Annotated in this window: 7 protein-coding genes; all 7 read left to right on the top strand. The window is 74.1% G+C overall.

Annotated elements, in window-relative coordinates; genetic code table 11:
* Positions 1-176 precede the first annotated feature (176 nt).
* Genes OHA19_RS33830 through OHA19_RS33800 form a run of 7 tightly spaced genes read left to right on the top strand, consistent with a single transcriptional unit; the run spans position 177 to position 20,119 of the window.
* On the top strand, positions 177-1,523 hold the full coding sequence (locus tag OHA19_RS33830) for an MFS transporter (RefSeq protein WP_405710336.1): 1,347 nt from the start codon (positions 177-179) through the stop codon (positions 1,521-1,523).
* The gene (locus OHA19_RS33825) at positions 1,507-5,037 is read left to right on the top strand and encodes an amino acid adenylation domain-containing protein (RefSeq protein ID WP_405752630.1); all 3,531 of its coding nucleotides are present in this window, start codon (positions 1,507-1,509) and stop codon (positions 5,035-5,037) included. The genes OHA19_RS33830 and OHA19_RS33825 overlap by 17 nt, the downstream gene beginning before the upstream one ends.
* On the top strand, positions 5,022-6,074 hold the full coding sequence (locus OHA19_RS33820) for a MupA/Atu3671 family FMN-dependent luciferase-like monooxygenase (protein ID WP_405710342.1): 1,053 nt from the start codon (positions 5,022-5,024) through the stop codon (positions 6,072-6,074). The genes OHA19_RS33825 and OHA19_RS33820 overlap by 16 nt, the downstream gene beginning before the upstream one ends.
* Positions 6,074-10,810: an amino acid adenylation domain-containing protein gene (locus OHA19_RS33815; RefSeq protein ID WP_405710345.1), complete on the top strand. Its 4,737-nt coding sequence runs from the start codon at positions 6,074-6,076 to the stop codon at positions 10,808-10,810. Before OHA19_RS33820 ends, OHA19_RS33815 begins: the two co-directional genes overlap by 1 nt.
* Positions 10,807-14,769: a non-ribosomal peptide synthetase gene (locus tag OHA19_RS33810; RefSeq protein WP_405752627.1), complete on the top strand. Its 3,963-nt coding sequence runs from the start codon at positions 10,807-10,809 to the stop codon at positions 14,767-14,769. The genes OHA19_RS33815 and OHA19_RS33810 overlap by 4 nt, the downstream gene beginning before the upstream one ends.
* A gap of 5 nt (positions 14,770-14,774) precedes the next feature.
* Positions 14,775-18,074, top strand: coding sequence for a non-ribosomal peptide synthetase (locus OHA19_RS33805; RefSeq protein WP_405752625.1), 3,300 nt, complete (start codon positions 14,775-14,777; stop codon positions 18,072-18,074).
* The gene (locus tag OHA19_RS33800; protein ID WP_405710354.1) at positions 18,071-20,119 is read left to right on the top strand and encodes a beta-ketoacyl synthase N-terminal-like domain-containing protein; all 2,049 of its coding nucleotides are present in this window, start codon (positions 18,071-18,073) and stop codon (positions 20,117-20,119) included. The genes OHA19_RS33805 and OHA19_RS33800 overlap by 4 nt, the downstream gene beginning before the upstream one ends.
* The last annotated feature ends 75 nt before the right edge of the window (positions 20,120-20,194 follow it).

Below are 20,194 nucleotides of genomic sequence, written 5' to 3'. Positions count from 1 at the left end.
CGATTCGGACAGGGATCCGTGGTGATCCGCAGAGGACGCGACATCCTGGGGGATTGAGGCGTGGCAACCACACCGTTCGACGGCTCCGGCACCGTGTGCCGGATGTCGGTGCACAAGGGATCCGGTTCCTGATGGGCACCCGGATATCAACTGACATTCCCGGCCGATTCTCGGGAATGGGCCCCTTTCTCCTCGTCTGGTCCGGTCAGGCGGTGTCCCTGGCGGGCAGCGCGGCGGTCCGGTTCGCCTTCATCGTCGAGGTCTGGTCGGCCGGCGGGCAGGCGACCGCCGTCACCATCCTGTCGTTGTGCGCGATGCTGCCACAAGCCGTTTTCAGTCCGATTGCGGGCGCAATCATCGACCGTATACCCAAGCGCTCCGCGCTCCGGATCGCCGATGCCGGGGGACTCCTCGTCGTGGGCACCCTGGCCCTGTTCCACTACCTCGGCGCCTTCCAGGCCTGGCAGGTCTATCCGGCCACCGTTCTGCTCGGCGTCTGCGCCGCCTTCCAGTTCCCGGCCCTGTCCTCGGCCGTTCCCCTTCTGGTCCGCAAGGACCAACTGGACCGCACCAACGGGCTGTTGGCCGGTGCGAAGAGTGCCGCCGGGATCGGCGGCCCCGCTCTGGGCGGTCTGCTCGTCGCGCTCTTCGGGATCGGCCCCACGCTCCTGGTCGACCTGGCCAGCTACGCGTTCGCCCTGATCGGCATCCAGATCGTGCGCTTCAAGGGCGACCGGGTGACGAAGAATCCCGACGCACCGCGCCGCCGGATCACCGCCGATGCCGTCGAAGGGCTGCGCTACCTGTTCCGGGTGCCCAGCCTGCGCGACTTGATCGTCAACTTCTGTGTCGTCAACCTCGTGATGGTCTTCGGCTTCGCCCTCATCTCACCGATGGTGCTGCTCCGGGCCGGCAACGGAGCACTCGCCGCGGTCAACACCTCGGTCGGCATCGGCGGAGTGGCCGGTGCCCTGCTCATGGCCGCCTGGGGCGGACCCGCGAACCGGGGCCGGGGCATGATGCTCGGCGTGGTCGGCATGTGCCTGTCCGCCCTGGTGGTGATGGGCCTGGTGGGCAATGTGACCGGCTGGTGCCTGGCCATCCTGGTCGGTGCCCTGCTCATGACGGTGGTCAATGCCTCGATGCAGACGATCGTGCAGACCAAGGTGCCCCACGAATGGCAGGGCCGGGTCTTCGGCGCGGTGATGTTCCTGTCGCAGATCTCCGTGCCGCTGGCCATGGCGGTCTCCGGTCCCCTCGCCGATCACGTCTTCGAACCGCTGGCCGCCCGGGGCTCCGGGCTCTTCACCGTGCTCGGCCCCCTGGTCGGCGACGGTCCGGGCAGCGGCATGGCCGCCATGTTGTTCCTGGCCGGTATCGGCGGGACCGGGGTCGCCCTCTGGGGACTCGCCAGCCGCTCGATCAGGGACATCGACACCCTGCTGCCCGACCTCGACGCACCGCAGGACCAGGTCGAGCAGAGCGAGCCACTGGGAGGTGAGCGCGATGAGGTGCGTGCATGAACTGTTCGAGGAGCAGGCGGCGCGGACACCCGGCGCCACGGCGCTGATCGACGGCGGCGAGCGGGTCGACTACGCCGGACTAGACGACCGGGCGGACCGGTTGGCGGGCCTGCTGGCCACGCGGGGCATCCGGCCCGGCGACACGGTCGGCGTGTACCTGGAGCGCTCCACCGCACTCGTCGTGACGATCCTCGGCATCCTCAAGGCCGGGGCGGGCTACGTGATGCTGGACCCCGGGTTCCCCGCCGAACGGCTGCGGGCGATGGCCGAGGACGCGGGGGCCGCCGTGGTCGTCACGGCCCGCGACGCCGCGCCCGGGATGCTCGACGTGGCCCGGGTGCACATCGAGGACGCCGCCGGGGCCCGGCCGCTGCCGCGCGGCGCCGTCCCGGCCCGGCCCGACGACATCGCCTGCGTGATGTTCACCTCCGGATCGACCGGCCGGCCCAAGGGCATCGCCGCGCCGCACCATACGATCACGGCCACCCTCACCGGGCAGAGCTTCGCGTCCTTCGGCCCCGGCGCGGTCTGGCTCCAGTGCGCGCCACTGTCCTGGGACGCGTTCGCCCTGGAGCTGTGGGGGCCGCTCATGAACGGCGGGACCTGCGTCCTGCACCCCGGGCAGCGGCCCGAGCCCTTCCTGATGGCCCGGCTCGTCGCCGAGCACGGCATCACCTCCATGTACCTGTCGGCCTCCCTCTTCAACGTCGTCGTGGACGAGTACCCGCAGGTGATGGACGGGTTGCGGGAACTCGTGGTGGGCGGCGAGGCCATGTCGGTGCCGCACGCGGCCCGCGCGCTGGAGCACCGGCCGGAGCTGCGGCTGAGCAACGGATACGGCCCCGTCGAGTGCATGGTGTTCCTCACCGTCCACCCGGTGAGCGCCGCCGAACTCGCAGCGGGCCCGGTGCCGATCGGCCGTCCGCTGGCGGGCAAGCGGCTGTACGTCCTCGACGAAGAGCTCCGTCCGGTGCCGGACGGGCGGACCGGTGAGATCTACGCCGCCGGGGCGGGCATCGCCCGTGACTACTGCGGACGGCCCGTGCTGACCGCCGAACGCTTCGTCGCCTCCCCCTCCGGTGAACGCGTCTACCGCACCGGTGACCTCGGACGGCGGCGTGCCGACGGCGTCCTGGAGTATCAGGGCCGGGCCGACAGCCAGGTGAAGATCCGGGGCTTCCGGGTGGAGCCGGGCGAGGTCGAGAGCGTACTGACCCGGCACCCCGGCATCGACCGGGCCGCGGTCGTCGCCCATGAGCACCCGGCGGGCGACCGCCAGCTCATCGCGTACGTCGTACCGAGCGGCGGCGCCCGACAGGGCTTCCGGGAAGCGGAGTTGCGTGCCTACGCCCGCGGTGTGCTGGCCGACTACCTGGTCCCGGCGGTCTTCGTTCCGCTGGACGAGCTGCCGCTGACCCCCAGCGGAAAGCTCGACCGGGCCGCCCTGCCGGAGCCCGGAACCGCTACGGCCGCCGTCGGCCGGGCGGCGCCGGGCGGCACCGTGGCCACGCTGTGCGAGCTCTTCGCCCAGATGCTGCACACCGACCGCGCCGGCCCGGACGACGACTTCTTCGCACGCGGCGGCCACTCCCTGCTCGCCGCCCGGCTGCTGGGCCGGATCCGTGGCGTGCTCGGCGTCGAGATCGACATCCGCGGGCTCTTCGAGGCGCCCACCCCGGCGCTCCTCGCCCCGTTCGTCGACACCGCTCCCCCGGTGCGCCCCTCGTCGAGTGCTGTGCCCGGCGACGCCTCCGGGGCACTCCCGGTGTCGCACGCGCAGCACCGGCTGTGGTTCCTGGACCGGATCGGGGCCGGCGCCGCGTACAACCTGCCGATGCTGGTCCGACTGCGGGGCCCGGTCGACGCGGCCGCGCTGGACGACGCGCTGGCCCGGGTCGCCGAGCGTCACGAGGTGCTCCGGACCGTCTTCGAGGAGTCCGACGGCTCCCCCGTACGCCGGGTGCTGAGCGGGGCGGCCGCCCGGCCTCCGTTCCGGCAGCTTCGTACCACCGGGGACTCGATGGACCGGGAGATCGAGCGGGAGGCCGGTCACCGCTTCGATCTGCGTACCGAACTCCCGATGAGGGCGACGCTGTTCACCTCGTCGGAGCGGCCGGACGAGCACGCGCTGCTGGTGCTGGTCCATCACATCGCCGGGGACGGGTGGTCGCTGCGGCCGCTCTTCCGCGATCTTTCCCGCGCCTACGAGGCACGGGTCCGGGGCGCGGACCCGGCAGGGCTTCCCCCGCTCGCCCTCCAGTACGCGGAGCACGCCCGTCACCAGCTGGACCGGCTCGGCTCGCCGTCCGATCCGCACGCATTGGCCGCCCGTCAGCTCACGTACTGGCGCAAGGAACTGGACGGGCTGCCGGCCGATGGTCCGCTGCTGCCCCGCCGCGCCGGACGCCCCGCCGTACCCGGTCCGGCCGCCCGGGTGGTGGTGCGCCGGCTCGACGCGGCGGCGCACGCCCGGGTAGTCGAATCGGCCCGCGTCCGGGGCGCCACGCTCTTCATGGCCCTGCACGCGGCGCTGGCCACCGTGCTGGCACGGGCCGGCGCGGGCGAGGACCTGGCGATCGGCGCCCCGGTGGCCGGGCGCGCCGGGGACGGCAGCGTCGAGGACGTGGTCGGGTTCTTCGTCAACATGCTGGTGCTGCGCACCGATCTGTCCGGCGACCCCACCACGGCCGAAGTGCTCGCCCGGGTGCGGGAGACGGACCTCGCCGCGTTCAGCCACCAGGACGTGCCGTTCGAGGACGTGGTGGGCGCGCTCAACCCGCCGCGTCCCCCGGGCCGTCAGCCGTTCACCGATGTGGTCCTGGCGCTCCAGAACAACGCGCGGGCCGAGGTCACGCTGCCCGGCGCCGAGCACGGCGTCGAGGTCGTGCGCACCGGCGCAGCCCGGTTCGAACTCCTGGTGGACGTCACCGACTCCACCTCGGACCGGGGCGCGCCGGACGGGCTGACGCTGACGTTCGAGTACCGCGGGCAGGCGCTGGAGGCGGAGTTCGTCCAGTGGCTCGCGGACGCCCTCTCCGAGGCCCTGGAGGCTGCCGCGGCCGCGCCCGACACCCCCTTGTCGCGGCTGGGCCTGCCCGCCCCGCCGCGACTGGCCGGCGAGAGCGACCGGATCGCGGCACCGGACCGGCGCCGGTCCGTCACCGAGCGCCCGATGACGGCTCTGGAACAGGAGATCGCCGCCGTGTGGTGCGAGGTCCTCGGAGTGCCGGGCGCCGGCCCGGACGACGACTTCTTCGCACTCGGCGGCAACTCGCTGCGCGCCGTGCGCGTCGTGGCCCGGCTCGGTGCCGGGCGGCAGTTGACCGTGGCCCAGCTGTTCGCGGCGCCCACGGTCGCCGCCTTCGCCGTCGAGCTGGAACGTGCGGCCGCCCTGCCCGCGCCCGCGTCCGCCTCCCCCATCCCGCGCCGCCCCCGGGTGCCGCGCCGCCCGCAACCCCAGACCCAGCCCCAGACCGGAAGAAAGCAGGAGGAGTGGCAGTGGACCTCAGTGTGATGTTCTTCGGTGCGGACAGCACCACCGCCGGCGAGGCCCGGCACACCGAGACGTACGAGGACATCCTCGCCGTGGCCCGGACCGCCGACCGGCTCGGCTTCCACGCCGTCTGGACCCCCGAGCGCCACTTCCAGCAGGTGGGGCAGGTCTTCCCGAGCCCGCCGGTGCTCAGCGCGGCACTCGCCGTCGCCACCGAGCGGATCGGGATCCGCGCGGGCAGCGTCGTCCTGCCGCTGCACCACCCGCTGAGCGTGGCGGAGGACTGGGCCGTCGTGGACAACCTCTCGCACGGGCGGGTGGGCCTGTCCGTCGCCACCGGCTGGCACTCCAAGGACTTCACGCTGGCCCCCGAGAGTTACTCGGACCGCCGGCGGACCGCCCTGGAGACGATCCCGCGGCTGCGGTCGTTGTGGGCGGGCGAGCCCGCCGAGTACCCCGACGGCACGGGCACCCCGGTCTCCGTCACACCCCAGCCCCGCCCGGTGCAGGACACCCTGCCGCTGTGGATCACCACGTCCGGCAACCCGGAGACCTGGGAGGCCGCCGGACGGCTGCGCGCCGGAGTGCTGGGTGCGACCGTGGGACAGAGCCGGGACGAGCTGGCCGAGAAGATCGCCCGCTACCGCGCCGCCTGCGCAGAGGCCCCCGACCAGCGGGGCACCGACGCCCACGGGCGGGTCACGCTGATGGCCCACACCTACGTCGGCACCGATGACGCGGAGGTCCGCCGGATGGCGGGCGCCCCGCTCAAGACCTATCTCGCCTCGTACGTGCGCCAGACCGCGGCGAACCGCTCCGCGGACGCCACGACCGCGAGCCTCACCGAGGAACAGACCACGATGCTGGCCGACTTCGCATTCGAGCGCTATCTGAGCTGGGGCAGCCTGCTCGGCTCCCCCGGTCACTGCGCCAAGATGCTCGCCGATCTGGCGGAGCTGGGCGTCGACGAGGTCGCCTGCTTCATCGACTTCGGCATCGGACGGGACGACGTACTGGCCGGGCTGCACCGGTTGGCCGAACTGAAAGAGAACCTGTGATGAGCGCCCCCACCGTCTCGCGCACCGCCCCGGTCGCGGCATTCCCCTCCATGGCCGACCGGTTCGTCGCACTCGGCCGGGAACAGCGGGTCCGGCTGATGCGCCGCCTGCTGGAGGCGGGTCGGGCCCGCGAGATACCCGCCGTCATACCGCCGCGCGACCCGGCCCGCCGGGTGCCGCTCAGCCCCGCGCAGCACGACCTGTGGGTGTACGACTCGCTGTATCCCGGTACCCCCGCGCTCAACCTGTGCGCCGCCTACCACTTCGAGCGGCCCGTGGACCCGGCACATCTGGAGGCGGCGCTGACGCTGATGCAGCGTCACCACGACATCCTGCGGACCCGGATCGTGACGGACCCGTCGGGCGAACTGCACGTCGAATTCCCGGACGACGGGACCTTCGACCTGGAGCGCGAGGATCTGCCGGGCACCGGCGGGACGATCGACGCGGCCTTCGAGACCTTCCGCAGCCGCCCCTTCGACCTCGGCCGGGACAAGCTGATCCGGGCCCGGTTCGTCCGGGTCGACGAACGGCGCTCCACACTGATGCTGAGTCTGCACCACACCATCAGCGACTGGTGGTCGTTCGACGTGCTGCAGAACGAGTTCGCGCAGGCGTACGGCGCGCTGCGCGACGGCCTGGAACCGCCCCTGACCCGCCCGGCCGCGCAGTACGCCGATTTCTCCTCCTGGCAGAGCGAGTTGGCGGAGTCCGGGGTCTTCGCGAGCCGGCTCGACTTCTGGCGGCGCTATCTCGCCGACCCGCCCGGCCCGCTGACCGTGCCCGGCAGCACCGGCGTCACCGGGGACGAAGGCATCGCGCAGGTGCCCTTCCACATCGACGCAACCACCACCGCCGCCGTGCGGGCCCTGGCCCGGGAGCGCGGCGCCTCGGTCTACGTCGTCCTCATGGCCGCCTTCGCCGTCCTGGCGCACCGGGTCAGCGGCGCCGACGACCTGGTGATCGGTACTCCCATTGCCAACCGCGCGGCCAAGGGCCTCGACCGGGTCATCGGCTATGTCATGAATGCCGTGCCGACCCGCTGGAAGGTGGATCCGGACCGGTCCTTCGCCGATCTGCTCGCCGGGTTCGCGGTCGACTTCCCGGATCTGATGGCCAACGCGGACGTGCCCGTGGGCCGGATCGTTTCGGCCGCCGCGCCCGAGCGCAGCGCGGGCCGTGCCCCGCTGTACCAGTGGGTGTTCATGCACCTGACGCAGCAGCCGAGCGTCTCGGTGATGAAGGAGTTCGCGGAGCCCGAGCGGATCCACACGGGCGGCGAGCACGACCTGGTCGGCGTGGTGAAGGACAGCGGTGACGGCATGGAGGGCAGCTTCGGGCTGCGCACCGATGTCTTCGACCCCGCGACGGTGGCCCGCTGGACGCAGTGCTACGTCGAGCTGCTGAAGCGGATCACCGCCGACCCGACCGCGCTCGTCGGGGACATCGACCTGGTCCCGTCGGCGATGCGCGGTGAGCTGCTCGCCGGTTCCGCCGGGCCCGTCGTCCCCGCCCCCGTCCCGCTGCCGGAGCTGGTCACCCGGCAGGCGGCCCGCACGCCGGACGCGCCGGCCGTCGAGTCCCCCGCGTACACCCTGAGTTATGCCCAACTGGACGACCGGGTGGCCCGGTTGGCCGGGCATCTGGTGAGCCGGGGGGCCGGCCCCGGGCGGATCGTGGCGCTCGCCCTCGCCCGTGGCAGCGACTGGCCGGTGGCCGCACTGGCCGTGCAGCGGGCCGGCGCCGCCTATCTGCCCCTCGACCCCGCCCATCCGGCCGAGCGCATCCGCCGGGTGCTCGCCGAGGCCGCGCCGGTGCTGCTGGTCACCGAACCCGGCGCCGCGCCCCTGGACACCGGTCTGCCGACCCTGGTCCTCGACGAGCACGCCTGGGCCGGGGAGCCGCTGCCGCCGGGTGGTCCGCAGCCGCACGACACCGCCCATGTCATCCACACCTCCGGCTCGACCGGCACCCCCAAGGGTGTGGTGGTCGACCACGCCGGGGTGGCCGCGCTGACCCGGAGCCTGGTGGAGGGCATCGCGCTGGACGCGGACAGCCGGGTGCTCCAGCTGGGGCCGCCCTCCTTCGACATCTCCGTCGGCGAACTGTGCATGGCCTTCGGCTCCGGCGGAACGCTGGTGCTGCCGCCCCGCGGTCCGCTCGTGGGCGAGGATCTGGGAACGGTACTGACCGAGCGGCGGATCTCCTGCGCGTTCATTCCGCCGTCGGTGCTCGCGACCGTGCCGGCCGGGCCGCATCCGCAGCTGCGCGCCCTCGTCGTCGGCGCCGAGGCATGCCCGCCGGAGCTGGTGGCCCGCTGGGCCGTCTCGGGGCGGCGCTTCCACAACGCGTACGGGCCCACCGAGTCGACCGTGGTCGCCACCGTCTCCGGACCGTTGGAGGCCGACGGGACGGCGCCGCCGATCGGCACACCGGTGGCGGGCACCACCGCCTACGTCCTGGACGAACGGCTCCGGCCCGTACCCGCCGGGGCGGGCGGTGAGCTGTATCTGGCGGGTGCGGCGCTCGCCCGGGGCTACCTGGGCCGTGCCGCGCTCACCGCCGAGCGGTTCGTCGCCGATCCCTACGGTCCGCCCGGAAGCCGCATGTACCGCACCGGCGACCTCGCCCACCGCGACGACCACGGGAACACGTACTACCTCGGGCGCGGTGACGAACAGGTGAAGCTGCGCGGGCTGCGCATCGAGCCCGGTGAGGTCGCCGCCGCACTCGCCGAACACCCCACCGTGGAACGGGCGGTGGCCGTCGTACGGCACGACCGGGGCGGCACGGCACAGCTCGTCGCGTACGTGGTGCCCACGCCGGGAGCGGCGATCGACGAGAACGGGCTGCTGCTGCACGCCTCCGGGCGGCTGCCCGCGGCCATGGTTCCGGCCGCCGTGGTGGCGCTGGACGCGCTACCGTTGTCCTCGCACGGCAAGCTCGACCGGGCCGCCCTGCCCGCGCCCGCCACCCGGACCACGGACATCGCCCGGCTCCCCGGGTCGGCGCGCGAGGAGGTCCTCTGCGGACTCTTCGCGGAGCTGCTGGACGTCGAACAGGCCGGTGCCGACGACGACTTCTTCCGGCTCGGCGGCGACAGCATCATGGCGATCCAGCTCGCCGCGCGGGCCCGGGCGGCCGGTCTGGTGCTCTCGCCGCACGATGTGTTCACGGTACGCACCCCGGCCCGGCTGGCCGTGCTGGCCCGTACGCCCGACGGCGACGCCCCCGAGGAGGAGGACACCGGGGGCGGGCGGCTGCCTCTCACCCCGGTGATGCACTGGTGGCGCGAACAGGTCCGGGACACCGCCGCGTTCACCCAGTCCATGCTGTTCCCCCTGGCGGCCGGCACCCGGCTCGCCGCGATCGAGGGGGCCGTCTCCGTACTGACCGCGCGCCACGCCGCGCTGCGGATGCGCCTGGTGTGCGAGGACGACACCGGCTGGGAACTTCACGTGCCCGAGAAGGGCGGCCCCCGCGGTGCGCGGGCCTTCCGGGTGGCCGTGCCCGCGGACGCCGATCTGCACTCCCGGGCGACGGAGCTCGCGCGCACCATCACCCTGCGCCCCGAGGAGGGCGAAATGGTGCGGGCGGTGTGGCTCGACCCCGGCCCGGACCGGGCCGGTGCCCTGCTGCTGACCGTGCACCACCTGGCCGTGGACGGCTTCTCCTGGCGGGTGCTCGGGCAGGAGCTCGCCGCGGCGCTGGACGGCGGCCCCGAGGGTGACACCGCGCCCGCGAGGACGGCCTCGTTCACCCGGTGGTCCCGGCTGCTCTCCCAGGAGGCAGGGCTGAGGATCGGCGAACTCCCCTGGTGGAAGGCACAGCTGGCGGACGACACGGCCCGGCTCACCGACGGCCGTCGGGCGGGTGGCCGGCGGGAGACCCTCACCTTCGATCTCGACCCCGGGCTCACCCGCAGCGTGCTGATCACCTTGCCGGGCACCTTCAACTGCCGCCCCGACGCGGTGATGCTGACCGCCCTGACCGCCGCGGCCGTCCAGCGGCGCGGCAACGGGTCCTCGCTCGTCGTCCATCTGGAGGGCCACGGGCGCGAGGCCGTCTCCGCCCCGGTCGACGTGTCCGGCACGGTCGGCTGGTTCACCACACAGTACCCGGTCCGCCTGGACATCGGCGCGGCGTCGGTGGCTCCCGGCGGCCGGCCGGGAGAGGCCCTGAAGTGCGTCAAGGAGCAGCTGCGTGCGGTGCCCTCGGGCGGGCTCGGCTGGGGGCTGCTGCGCTACCTCCACCCGGAGACCGGCCCGGCACTCGCCGCGCTCCCCGCACCCGATGTCCGCTTCAACTATCTGGGCCGGTTCGCCGCTGCCGACGCGGCGGGCGGGCGGCTGCTCGAACCCGGCCCGGACGCCGTGCCGCTGGCGCACAGCCTGGAAGTGGATGTGCTGGCCCGGGAGGAGAACGGCGAGCCCGTGCTGGAGGCGAGCTTCTCCTACCCGTCCGGAGCGTTCACCGAGGACGAGGTACGCGCACTGGCCGGGGCGTGGTCCGAGGCGCTCGGCGTCCTCGCCGAGCACTGCGGGCCGGACGGCGGGGCCGGCCATGCCCCGTCCGACTTCCCGCTCGTCGACCTGACCGGGGACCAGCTCGAACTGCTCACGCAGGAGATGGACTTCGGCGACCTCGACACCGACCTCGACACCGGACTGGACGCCGGACTCGGCTCCGGACTCGACGACACCGGCCGCACCGGCCGCGAAGGGGAGCGACGATGAACGCGCGCATCGCGGACGTGCTGCCGCTCTCCCCGCTGCAGGAGGGCCTGCTCTTCCACTCCGCCCGGCAGACCGAGGGCCCGGACCCCTATCTGGTGCAGGCCCGCTTCCTGATCGGCCCCGCGATCACCGGAGACGCGGTACGGGCCGCGGTCGCCGCGCTCCTGGACCGGCATCCGAACCTGCGCGCCTGCTTCCGGCACGAGCGCCTCGACCGTCCGGTCCAGGTCGTGCCCAAGGCGATCAGGGTCCCGTGGGCCGAGGTGGACCTGACGGGTCTCGCCCCCGACGAGGCAGACGCGCGGACCGAGGAGGTGCTGCGGAAGGACGCGGCGCTCCGCTTCGACGTGGCCCGCCCGCCCCTGGTCCGTGCGACGTTCCTGCGGCTCGACTCGGGTGCCGAACTGATCGTGTCCTTCCACCACATCCTGCTGGACGGCTGGTCGATGCCGGTCGTCGAGCGGGACCTCGCCGCCCTCGTGGCGGGCCGGCCGCTGCCGCCCGCCGCACCCTACCGGGACTACCTGGTGTGGCTGGGCGGTCAGGACCGGCACAAGGCCGAGGCCGCCTGGTGCGAGTCGCTGGAGGGCGTGCAACGGCCCGCGCTGCTGGCCCCGGCCGGACCCGACACGGTGCCCGACCGTTCGCGGCTGTGGCTGGCCACCGACCTCACCGAGAGGCTGGTCCGGCGGGCCGCCACGGCGGGCGTCACCCTCAACACCCTGGTCCAGGTCTCCTGGGCGCTGGTCCTGGCCCGGCTGACCGGATCGCGTGACCCGGTCTTCGGCGCCGTCGTCTCGGGCCGCCCGCACGACCTGCCCGGCGTCGAGTCCATGGTGGGCCTGTTCATCAACACCCTGCCGGTACGGGTGCGGCTGCGGGACGGCGAGCGGGTGGACGAGCTGCTCCGCCGGATCCAGGACGAGCAGTCCCGGCTGCTGGAACACCACCACGCCCGCGCCGCCGAGGTGCAGCGCGCCGTGGGGGCCGGTGAGCTCTTCGACTCGGTCATCGCCTTCGAGAACTTCCCGCGCGGTTCCGGCAGCGACGACGGTCCCGACACCGTCCGCCTGGCGAAGGTGAAGGACGCGACGCACTACCCGGTCACGATCGCGGCGGTCGCCGAGGACCGGCTGCTGCTGTCGGTGAGCTGCCGCCGGGGCATCTCGGCGACCGCGGTCACCGAGCGCCTCGCGCACGTGCTGGAGCAGCTGGCCGACTCGCCGCAGACGCCGGTGGAGGACATCGACGCCCTGCCCGTGGCGGAGCGGCACCACCTGCTGGCCCTGGCCGACGGCCCGGCCCGCGCACTCACCGGACCCGCCACCCTGACCGGGCGGTTCGCCGACCGGGTGGCCCGCACCCCGGACGCACCGGCTGTCGACACCGACGGCGAGACGCTCAGCTACGCCGGGCTCGACGCCGCGTCGGACCGGCTGGCCGGCCGCCTGGTCCGGGCCGGGGTGGCGCCCGGCGACACCGTGGCCCTGCTGCTGCCCCGCTCGGCGTCCCTGGTCGTGGCACAGCTCGCGGTCCTCAAGGCGGGCGCCTGCTGGCTCCCCCTGGACCCGGCGCACCCGGCACAGCGGCTGGCCCGGCTGCTGGCAGCGGCAGGACCCGCCCTGGTGCTCACCGGGGGGACCGACCCGGCCGCCGCCCGGCTGCCCGCCGGTGTCTCGGTGCTGGACATCACCGAGACGTCCGGGCCCATCCCCTTCGACCGGGTCGACACCCATCCCGGGTCCGCCGCCTGTGCGATCTACACCTCCGGCTCCACCGGTGAGCCCAAGGGGGTGGTCGTCCCGCAGCGGGCCATCACCGAACTCGCCGCCGACGGCCGCTTCGCGGGCGGTGCCCACGACCGGGTGCTGCTGCACAATCCGTACACGTTCGACGCCTCGACCTACGAGGTGTGGGTCCCGCTCCTGAACGGCGGGGCCGTGGTCGTGGCCCCCGCCGAGGCGGTCACCCCCGAACTGCTGGAGCGGGTGGTGCGCGAACGGCGGGTCACCGCGCTCATGCTCACCCCCGAACTGCTGCGCACCGTCGCGGAGATCGCGCCCGGCGCGCTGTCCGGGCTGCGTGAGGTGTGGTCCGGCGGGGACGTCCTGGCGCCCGGCACCGTGCTCCGGATCCGGGAGCACTGCCCGGACACCGTGGTCGTCAACGGCTACGGACCCACCGAGACGACGGTGTTCGCCACCGCGCACACCGCCGGACGGTCCGCGGACCGTCCGGGGGCCGTCCCCATCGGGCGCCCCCTGGACAACACCCGCGCCCATGTCCTGGACGCCCGGCTGCGCCCCGTCCCGGTGGGCGCCGCCGGTGAGCTCTACCTCGGCGGCAGCGGTCTCGCGCAGGGCTACCTCGGGCGGCCGGCGGCCACCGCGGAGCGGTTCGTCGCCGATCCGTACGGACCGCCCGGCAGCCGCATGTACCGCACCGGGGACCTGGCCCGCTGGACGCCGGACGGCGTCCTGGAGTTCGCGGGCCGGGCCGACGACCAGGTCAAGGTGCGCGGCTTCCGCGTGGAGCCCGCCGAGGTCGAGGCCGCGCTGGCGGGCTGCCCCGGCGTGGCACGTGCCGTGGTCGGCGCCCGGCGGGACGCGGCGGGCGGCAAGCTGCTGGCCGCCTGGCTGGTGCCGGCCGGGGGCGGGGGCGGGGGCGGGGAGGAGCAGTGGCAGCGGACCCTCGCCGCGGTGCGGGCGCGTGCCGCCCGGCAGTTGCCCGCGCACCTGGTGCCGACCCTGTGGGCCCGGATCGACGAGGTGCCGCTCACCCGGCACGGGAAGGCCGACCGGGCCGCGCTCCCCGACCCCGGACCCACCGGGGAACCGGTGGCCCGGCGGGCGCCGCGCACTGCGCGCGAGCGGGAGCTGTGCGCGCTGTTCGGCACGGTGCTCGGTGTCCCCGCCGTCGGGCCCGACACCGACTTCTTCCAGGCGGGCGGCCATTCGCTGACCGCGCTGCGCCTGAAGTCGAAGATCGAGACGGTGCTCGGCGTACGCATCCCGGTGTCCGCCCTGTTCGACGCTCCGACCCCGGCCGGTCTCGCCGCCCGGCTCGACGCCCCGCCGTCCACCGCCAGCCCCGTCGCGCGGACACCGCTGCGCCCCACCCGCGAACGCCCCCGGTCCGCGACCGCGCCGGACGACCCGCACCACAACGGCCTGGAGCATGTGCTCACCCTGCGGACCGGTGGCGACCGCACCCCTCTCATCTGCGTGCACCCGGGGCTCGGTCTCAGCTGGTCGTACGTGAATCTGCTGCCGCACCTGGCTCCGGACCGTCCGGTGCACACCCTGCAGAGCCCGGCGCTGCTGACCGGTGCCGCCGGACTCCCGGCCACCATCGGCGAGATGGCCGACCTGTATCTGCGCAGCGTCCGTGAACTCCGGCCGCGGGGACCGTATCTGCTGCTCGGCCGGTCCTTCGGCGGTCCACTCGCCCATGAACTGGCGGTGCGGCTGCGCCGGGCCGGCGAGGAGGTCGGGATGCTCGCGGTGGTGGACGCCATACCGATGCCGGAAGCGATCAGGGGCACCCCACTGGACCCCGCCGCCGTCGAGGAGGAGATGCTGCGCATCCTGCTCCACTCCCATGCGCCGCAACTTCCGTTGCCGGACAGGCCGTTGGAGCGTTCCACCTTGTTCGCCCGGGCCCGCGAGGGCGCCTTCGACGGCCTCTCGGAGGCGCAGCTCCACACCCTCGTCGACACCGGGGCGCATCACACGCGGCTCGTACGGAACTGGCACCCGTCCCCCTACGACGGCGCGACGACGCTCTTCTCCGCGACGCACGACGACTGGCCCACGACGGCCGAGAAGACCGAGGCCTGGCAGCGCGTGACCGCCGCGCTCGACGTGCACGAACTGGACTGCGGTCACAGCGACGTACTCACTCCGGGCCCGGCGGCCGAGATCGCCGCGGTCCTCGAAACCGCCCTCCGAGGGGACTGAGAACCATGACCGTCGACGCCATCGAGCTCATCGACCTCTATGCCGGGGAGGGCGGCGGGGACGAGGAGTACGAGTTCCCCGCCTCCGACGCCCAGAGCCGCCTGCTGGTCCTCGACCAGCTGAACCCGGGCTCCCCCCAGTACAACGTGCCGGTCGCCTTCGCGGTGCACGGGCCCTTGGACACCGACGCGTTCGGCCGCGCGCTGGATGCGCTGGTCGCCCGTCACGAAGCGCTGCGGACCGTCTTCCGGACCGCAGACGACGGCACCCCGGCGCAGCGCGTCTCGGCCCTCGGGCGGGTGCCGCTCACGGTCCGGCGGGGCGTGTCCGCCGCCGGTGCGGACGCCCTGGTGCGCGCCGATGCCGCCCTCCCCTTCGACACCGCCGCCGGGCCGCTGCTGCGCTGCACCGTGTACGCCGTCGACGACGGCAGCCACCGGGTGCTCCTCGTCGCCCATCACCTGGTCTGCGACGGCTGGTCGCTCGGGCTGATCCTGGACGAGCTGTCCGAGGGGTACCGGCACGAGGCCCAGGGACTGGCGTACCGGCCGGCCGAACTCCCGCTCCAGTTCCCCGACTACGCGGCCTGGCAGCGGGAGCGTGCCGCGGACGGCGCGTTCGAGACCTCCGTGGAGCACTGGGCCGACCGGCTGCGCGGCGCGCCCACCGCCATGGAGCTGCCGCTGGACCGCCCGCGCCCGCCGGTGCGCACCGCCGCGGGCGGCACCGAGCGATTCCTGCTCGGCACCGAGGTCAGGGAACGCCTGGCCGAGGTGGCCGCGGTCCAGGGCGCCACCCCGTTCATGACGATGCTCGCCGCGTACACCGCGTTCCTCTCCCGGCTCTCGGGCGGCGAGGACCTGGTCGTCGGCTACCCGTCGTCGGGGCGCGAGCGGCCCGAGCTCCAGGAGATGGTCGGGATGCTGACCAACACCCTGGCGATGCGGGTGGACCTGTCCGGCGACCCGTCCCTCGACGAGCTCACCCGCCGCGTCCGGGCCTCGGTGCTGGCGGCGCAGCCCTATCAGGACGCGCCCTTCGAGGCGGTGGTCGACACCCTTGCCCCGGTCCGCGAGACCAGCCACGACCCGGTGGTGCAGGTGGCTCTCAGCTACGACGACGAGGCCACGTCCCAGCTGCGGCTGACCGGCGCCACCACCGAACGGCTCGCGCTGACGCTGGACACCGCGAAGTTCGACTTCCACCTGTTCGTGGAGCGGTGGGGCGCCGGACTCGCCGCCCAGTTCATCTACCGCAGCGACCTGTTCGACGCCGCGACGGTCCGCCGCTGGACGGACAACTTCCGCACGTTGCTGGCCGGTCTCCTCGCCGACCCGTCCGCACCGCTGTCCTCCGTGGACCTGGTGCCGGCCGACGAGCGCCGTCGCACCATCGCAGGCGCCGACCGCCTCACGGAGGCCGCGCCGCTCGACCGCCTGGTGCCCGACCTCATCGCCGACCGGGCGGCCGAACGCCCGGATGCCACCGCCCTGGTCTGTGGCGGACTCCGCCTCAGCTACGCCGAACTGCTCACGCGGGCCGACGCGCTCGCCGCCCGGCTGCGCGCCGCCGGGGTGCGGCCCGGCTTCCGGGTCGGTCTGCTCCTGCCCCGCTCGGCCGACCAGGGCATCGCGGCCCTCGCCGTGCTGCGCGCGGGTGGGGCGTACGTACCGCTGGACCAGGCCCAACCGGAGGCCAGGCTCCGGCACATGGTGGACAGTTCGGGCACCGGGCTCCTACTGGCCTCCCGGGAGACCGCGGAGAAGGCGGCGGGCCTGGAGGTGCCGTGCATCCGGGTCGACCGTCCGGCCGTCACGGACCCCGTCACACCGGGTCCGCCCACGGCGAGCGGCACCGCACCGGCCCCCGAGGACCTCGCCTACGTCCTGTTCACCTCGGGCTCCACCGGCATCCCCAAGGGCGTCGCCGTCGAGCACCGGGCACTGGTCAACCTCACCCGGGCGGTCCGGCACTCCTTCCCGGTCGATGCCGGCGACCGGGTGCTGCAGTTCGTGTCGTTCGGCTTCGACGTCGCCGTGTCCGACCTCTTCTTCCCCTGGGTGGCCGGAGCGGAGCTGCACGTCCCTAGCGAGGACGAGCGGATCGGCGAGGCGCTGCTGGAGCGGCTGCGGGACTCCCGCATCACCTATGTGTTCCTGCCGCCGTCCGCCGCGATGCTGCTCCCCGACCTGACCGGACAGCTGCCCGAGCTGCGGACCGTCGCGGTCGGCGGCGAGGCGTGCCCGGCCGAACTGGTGGAGCGGCTCAGCGCGCCGGGGCGGCGGATCGTGAACGCGTACGGCCCCAGCGAGGTGACCGTCTACGCGACCACCGGGGACCTCTCCCCCGGTGAGCCCGTGGTGCTCGGCGGCGCCGTGCCCGGGGCCCGGGTCTACGTGCTCGACGAGCTGCTCCGGCCGGTCCCCGCCGGGGTCGCCGGTGAGATCTACGTGGTCGGCGCCTCGCTGGGGCGCGGCTACATCGGCCGGCCCGCCCTGACCGCCGAACGGTTCGTCGCCGACCCGCACGGCGCACCGGGCACCCGGATGTACCGCACCGGCGACCTCGGCCGGATCGACGCGAAGGGGCTCATCCACTACCTCGGGCGCTCCGACCTCCAGGTCAAGCTGCGCGGCGTACGCGTCGAGCTCGGCGAGATCGAGACCCTGCTGGCCGGTGCGCCGGGCGTCGCCCTGGCGGCGGCCACCGTCCGCGGCACGGGCACCGCGCAGCGGCTCGTGGCGTACGTCGTGGGCCGGGACGGGACGGCGCCCCCGGACGCGGAGCTGCGCGCCCATCTCGCCCGGCGGCTGCCGGGGTCGATGGTGCCCGAGGTGTTCGTGCGCCTGGACGAGATGCCGCTCAGCAGCAACGGCAAGATCGACCGGGCCCGGCTTCCGGAACCCGCCACCGTGCGATGCCGGCCGGACGGTTCGACCACCGTCGCGGGCACCGCGACCGAGCAGCTGGTGGCCGGCCTGTGGGCCCGGGTGCTCAACCTCGAACTCGTCGCCGTCACCGACCACTTCTTCGACCTGGGCGGCAATTCGATCCGGCTGCTGAGCGTCCTGTCCGCCCTGCGCGAGCTGGGTACGTACGGCGAACTCGGCCTGGTCGACCTGTTCCGTCACCCCACCGTCAGCGCCCTGGCCGCCCACCTCGACCGGGCGTCCCTCGGGGCCGCTGCCGGATCTCCCGCCACCGTTCCCCCCGCCGACACGGCCGCCGCGCGCGGCGGTGACCGGCACGCACGACGCACCGCCGCCGCCCGACGACTCAACTCCCGGAAAGGCTCCACACGATGACCGAGAACGCAAGCGCCGCAGAGCCCCTCGCAGCCGACTCCGCGATCGCGGTCGTCGGGATGAGCGGCCGCTTCCCCGGCGCCCCCGACCTGGACACCTACTGGGAGAACCTGCTCGGCGGGCTCTGCTCGGTGACCGATTTCACCGAGGACGAGCTGATCGCCGACGGCGCCGATCCGCAGGAGGTGCGCCGTCGCGACCACGTACCGGCCAAGGGCCATCTCGCGGACGCGGACCGCTTCGACGCGGAGCTGTTCGGTTTCAACCGCACCGAGGCCGCGGCCCTGGACCCCCAGCACCGGCTGCTCCTCCAGACGGCCTGGGCAGCGCTGGAGGACGCCGGCCGCAGCCCGCTGGGCGGGTCGGCACGTACCGGCGTGTACGTCGGCGGCGGCCCCACCGAGCACATGCTGGCCGCGCAGACCGACCCTCGGCTCGCCGCGTCCGTCGGGGCGCTCCAGGTGCGGATCCTCACCGACCGCGAGTTCCTCGCCCCCTGGGTCTCCTACCGGCTGGGCCTGGAGGGCCCGAGCCTGACGGTGCAGACGGCCTGCTCGACCTCGCTGACGGCGGTGCACCTCGCGGTGCAGTCCCTGCTGCTCGGCGAGTGCGACACGGCGCTGGCCGGGGGCGTCGCCGTGGACACGGTGCGCAAGCGGGGCTACGTCCACCAGCAGGGCGGCATCTACTCGCCGGACGGCCGCTGCCGGCCCTTCGACGAGCGGGCCGGCGGGACCGTTCCCGGCAATGGAGTGGGCGTGGTGGTACTGCGCCGGCTGTCCGACGCGCTCGCCGACAACGACCCGATCAGGGCGGTCGTCCGGGGCAGCGCCGTCACCAACGACGGAGCCACCAAGGTCGGGTTCACCGCGCCCGGCGTCGACCAGCAGACCGCCGCGATCGTGGAGGCTTGGGCGGCGGCCGGTCTCGACCCGGCCGACGCCCAGTACCTGGAGGCGCACGGCACGGCCACCGCGCTCGGTGACCGTATCGAGGCGGCGGCGGCGACCGCCGCGTTCAAGGGGGCGCTGGGCACCGGGCGGATCGGGATCGGCTCGGTGAAGTCGAACATCGGTCACCTGGACGCGGCGGCGGGCGTGGCCGCGCTGATCAAATCGGTACTCATGCTGGAGCACGCGACGCTGGTGCCGAACGCCGACGCCGGCCGCCCGCACCCCGAACTGGGCTTCGACGACTCACCGTTCCACCTGGTCGGGCGGGCGACCCCCTGGCCTGAGCCCGAGCACGGCCCCCGGCGGTCCGGGGTGAGCTCGGTCGGCATCGGCGGCACGAATGTGCACGTGGTCCTGGAGGAGGCGCCCCCGCGTACCGATGCCAAACAGCCGGAGACCGAGCGCGCGCCGGAGGTCCTGCTGCTGTCCGCCCGTACCCGGGAGGGCCTCACCTCGGTGGCCGGCCGGCTGGCCGGGGCGTTGCGGGCCCCGGGCGCCCCGTCCCTCGCCGACACCGCGCACACGCTCCACGTGGGCCGTGCCCCGATGGCCGTGCGCGGCTATGTGCGGGCCGGAAACCTGGCCGAGGCGGCGGACCTGCTGGCCGAGCTGGCCTCGGGCGGTGCGGTGGGGCTCGGCGGGCCCGATCCGCTCGGCGATGCCTGGCTGGCGGGCGAGCAGGTGGAGCGGGAGGGGGCCGGCCGGCGGGTCGCGCTTCCGACGTACCCCTTCGCCGGTGAGAGCCACGGCGCGTACCGCCTCGTGCCCGTCGCACCGGTCGCACCCGGCGGGGAGCAGCCGGGGCAGGGCGGCCAGTGTGCCGACCTGGAGCGGGACATCCGCGCGCTGATCGCCGAGGCGCTGGGGCTGGAGGACGCCGACGACCCGGAGATGACGTACTTCGCGGCCGGCGGCGACTCCCTGACCGCGGTCCATCTGGTCGGCTGTCTCCGGGACGACTTCGACCTCGATGTCCCGATCACGCTGTTCCTGGAGCAGCTGACGCTGCACGAGATGGCCCGCCGGATCGTCACTGCGCAGGACGGGGACGACTCCCTCGACGCCCTGCTCTCGGAGTTCGAGGCGGAGTGAGCGACGAGGCACAGGGCTTGGGCCCCGCCCCGGAAGGGTCGGGGCCCAAGCCCTGTGCGCCGTGCTGTGCTGTGT

Origin of the sequence: Streptomyces sp. NBC_00012, assembly GCF_045040875.1 — a bacterium.
Lineage (GTDB): Bacteria > Actinomycetota > Actinomycetes > Streptomycetales > Streptomycetaceae > Streptomyces.
This window is presented reverse-complemented; position numbering and strand designations above follow the sequence as displayed.

Excerpts from the sequence above, each read along its gene's own strand:
- OHA19_RS33830 (WP_405710336.1), top strand. The coding sequence starts at position 177 with ATGGGCCCCTTTCTCCTCGTCTGGTCCGGTCAGGCGGTGTCCCTGGCG.
- OHA19_RS33825 (WP_405752630.1), top strand. The coding sequence starts at position 1,507 with ATGAGGTGCGTGCATGAACTGTTCGAGGAGCAGGCGGCGCGGACACCC.
- OHA19_RS33815 (WP_405710345.1), top strand. The coding sequence starts at position 6,074 with ATGAGCGCCCCCACCGTCTCGCGCACCGCCCCGGTCGCGGCATTCCCC.
- OHA19_RS33810 (WP_405752627.1), top strand. The coding sequence starts at position 10,807 with ATGAACGCGCGCATCGCGGACGTGCTGCCGCTCTCCCCGCTGCAGGAG.
- OHA19_RS33805 (WP_405752625.1), top strand. The coding sequence starts at position 14,775 with ATGACCGTCGACGCCATCGAGCTCATCGACCTCTATGCCGGGGAGGGC.
- OHA19_RS33800 (WP_405710354.1), top strand. The coding sequence starts at position 18,071 with ATGACCGAGAACGCAAGCGCCGCAGAGCCCCTCGCAGCCGACTCCGCG.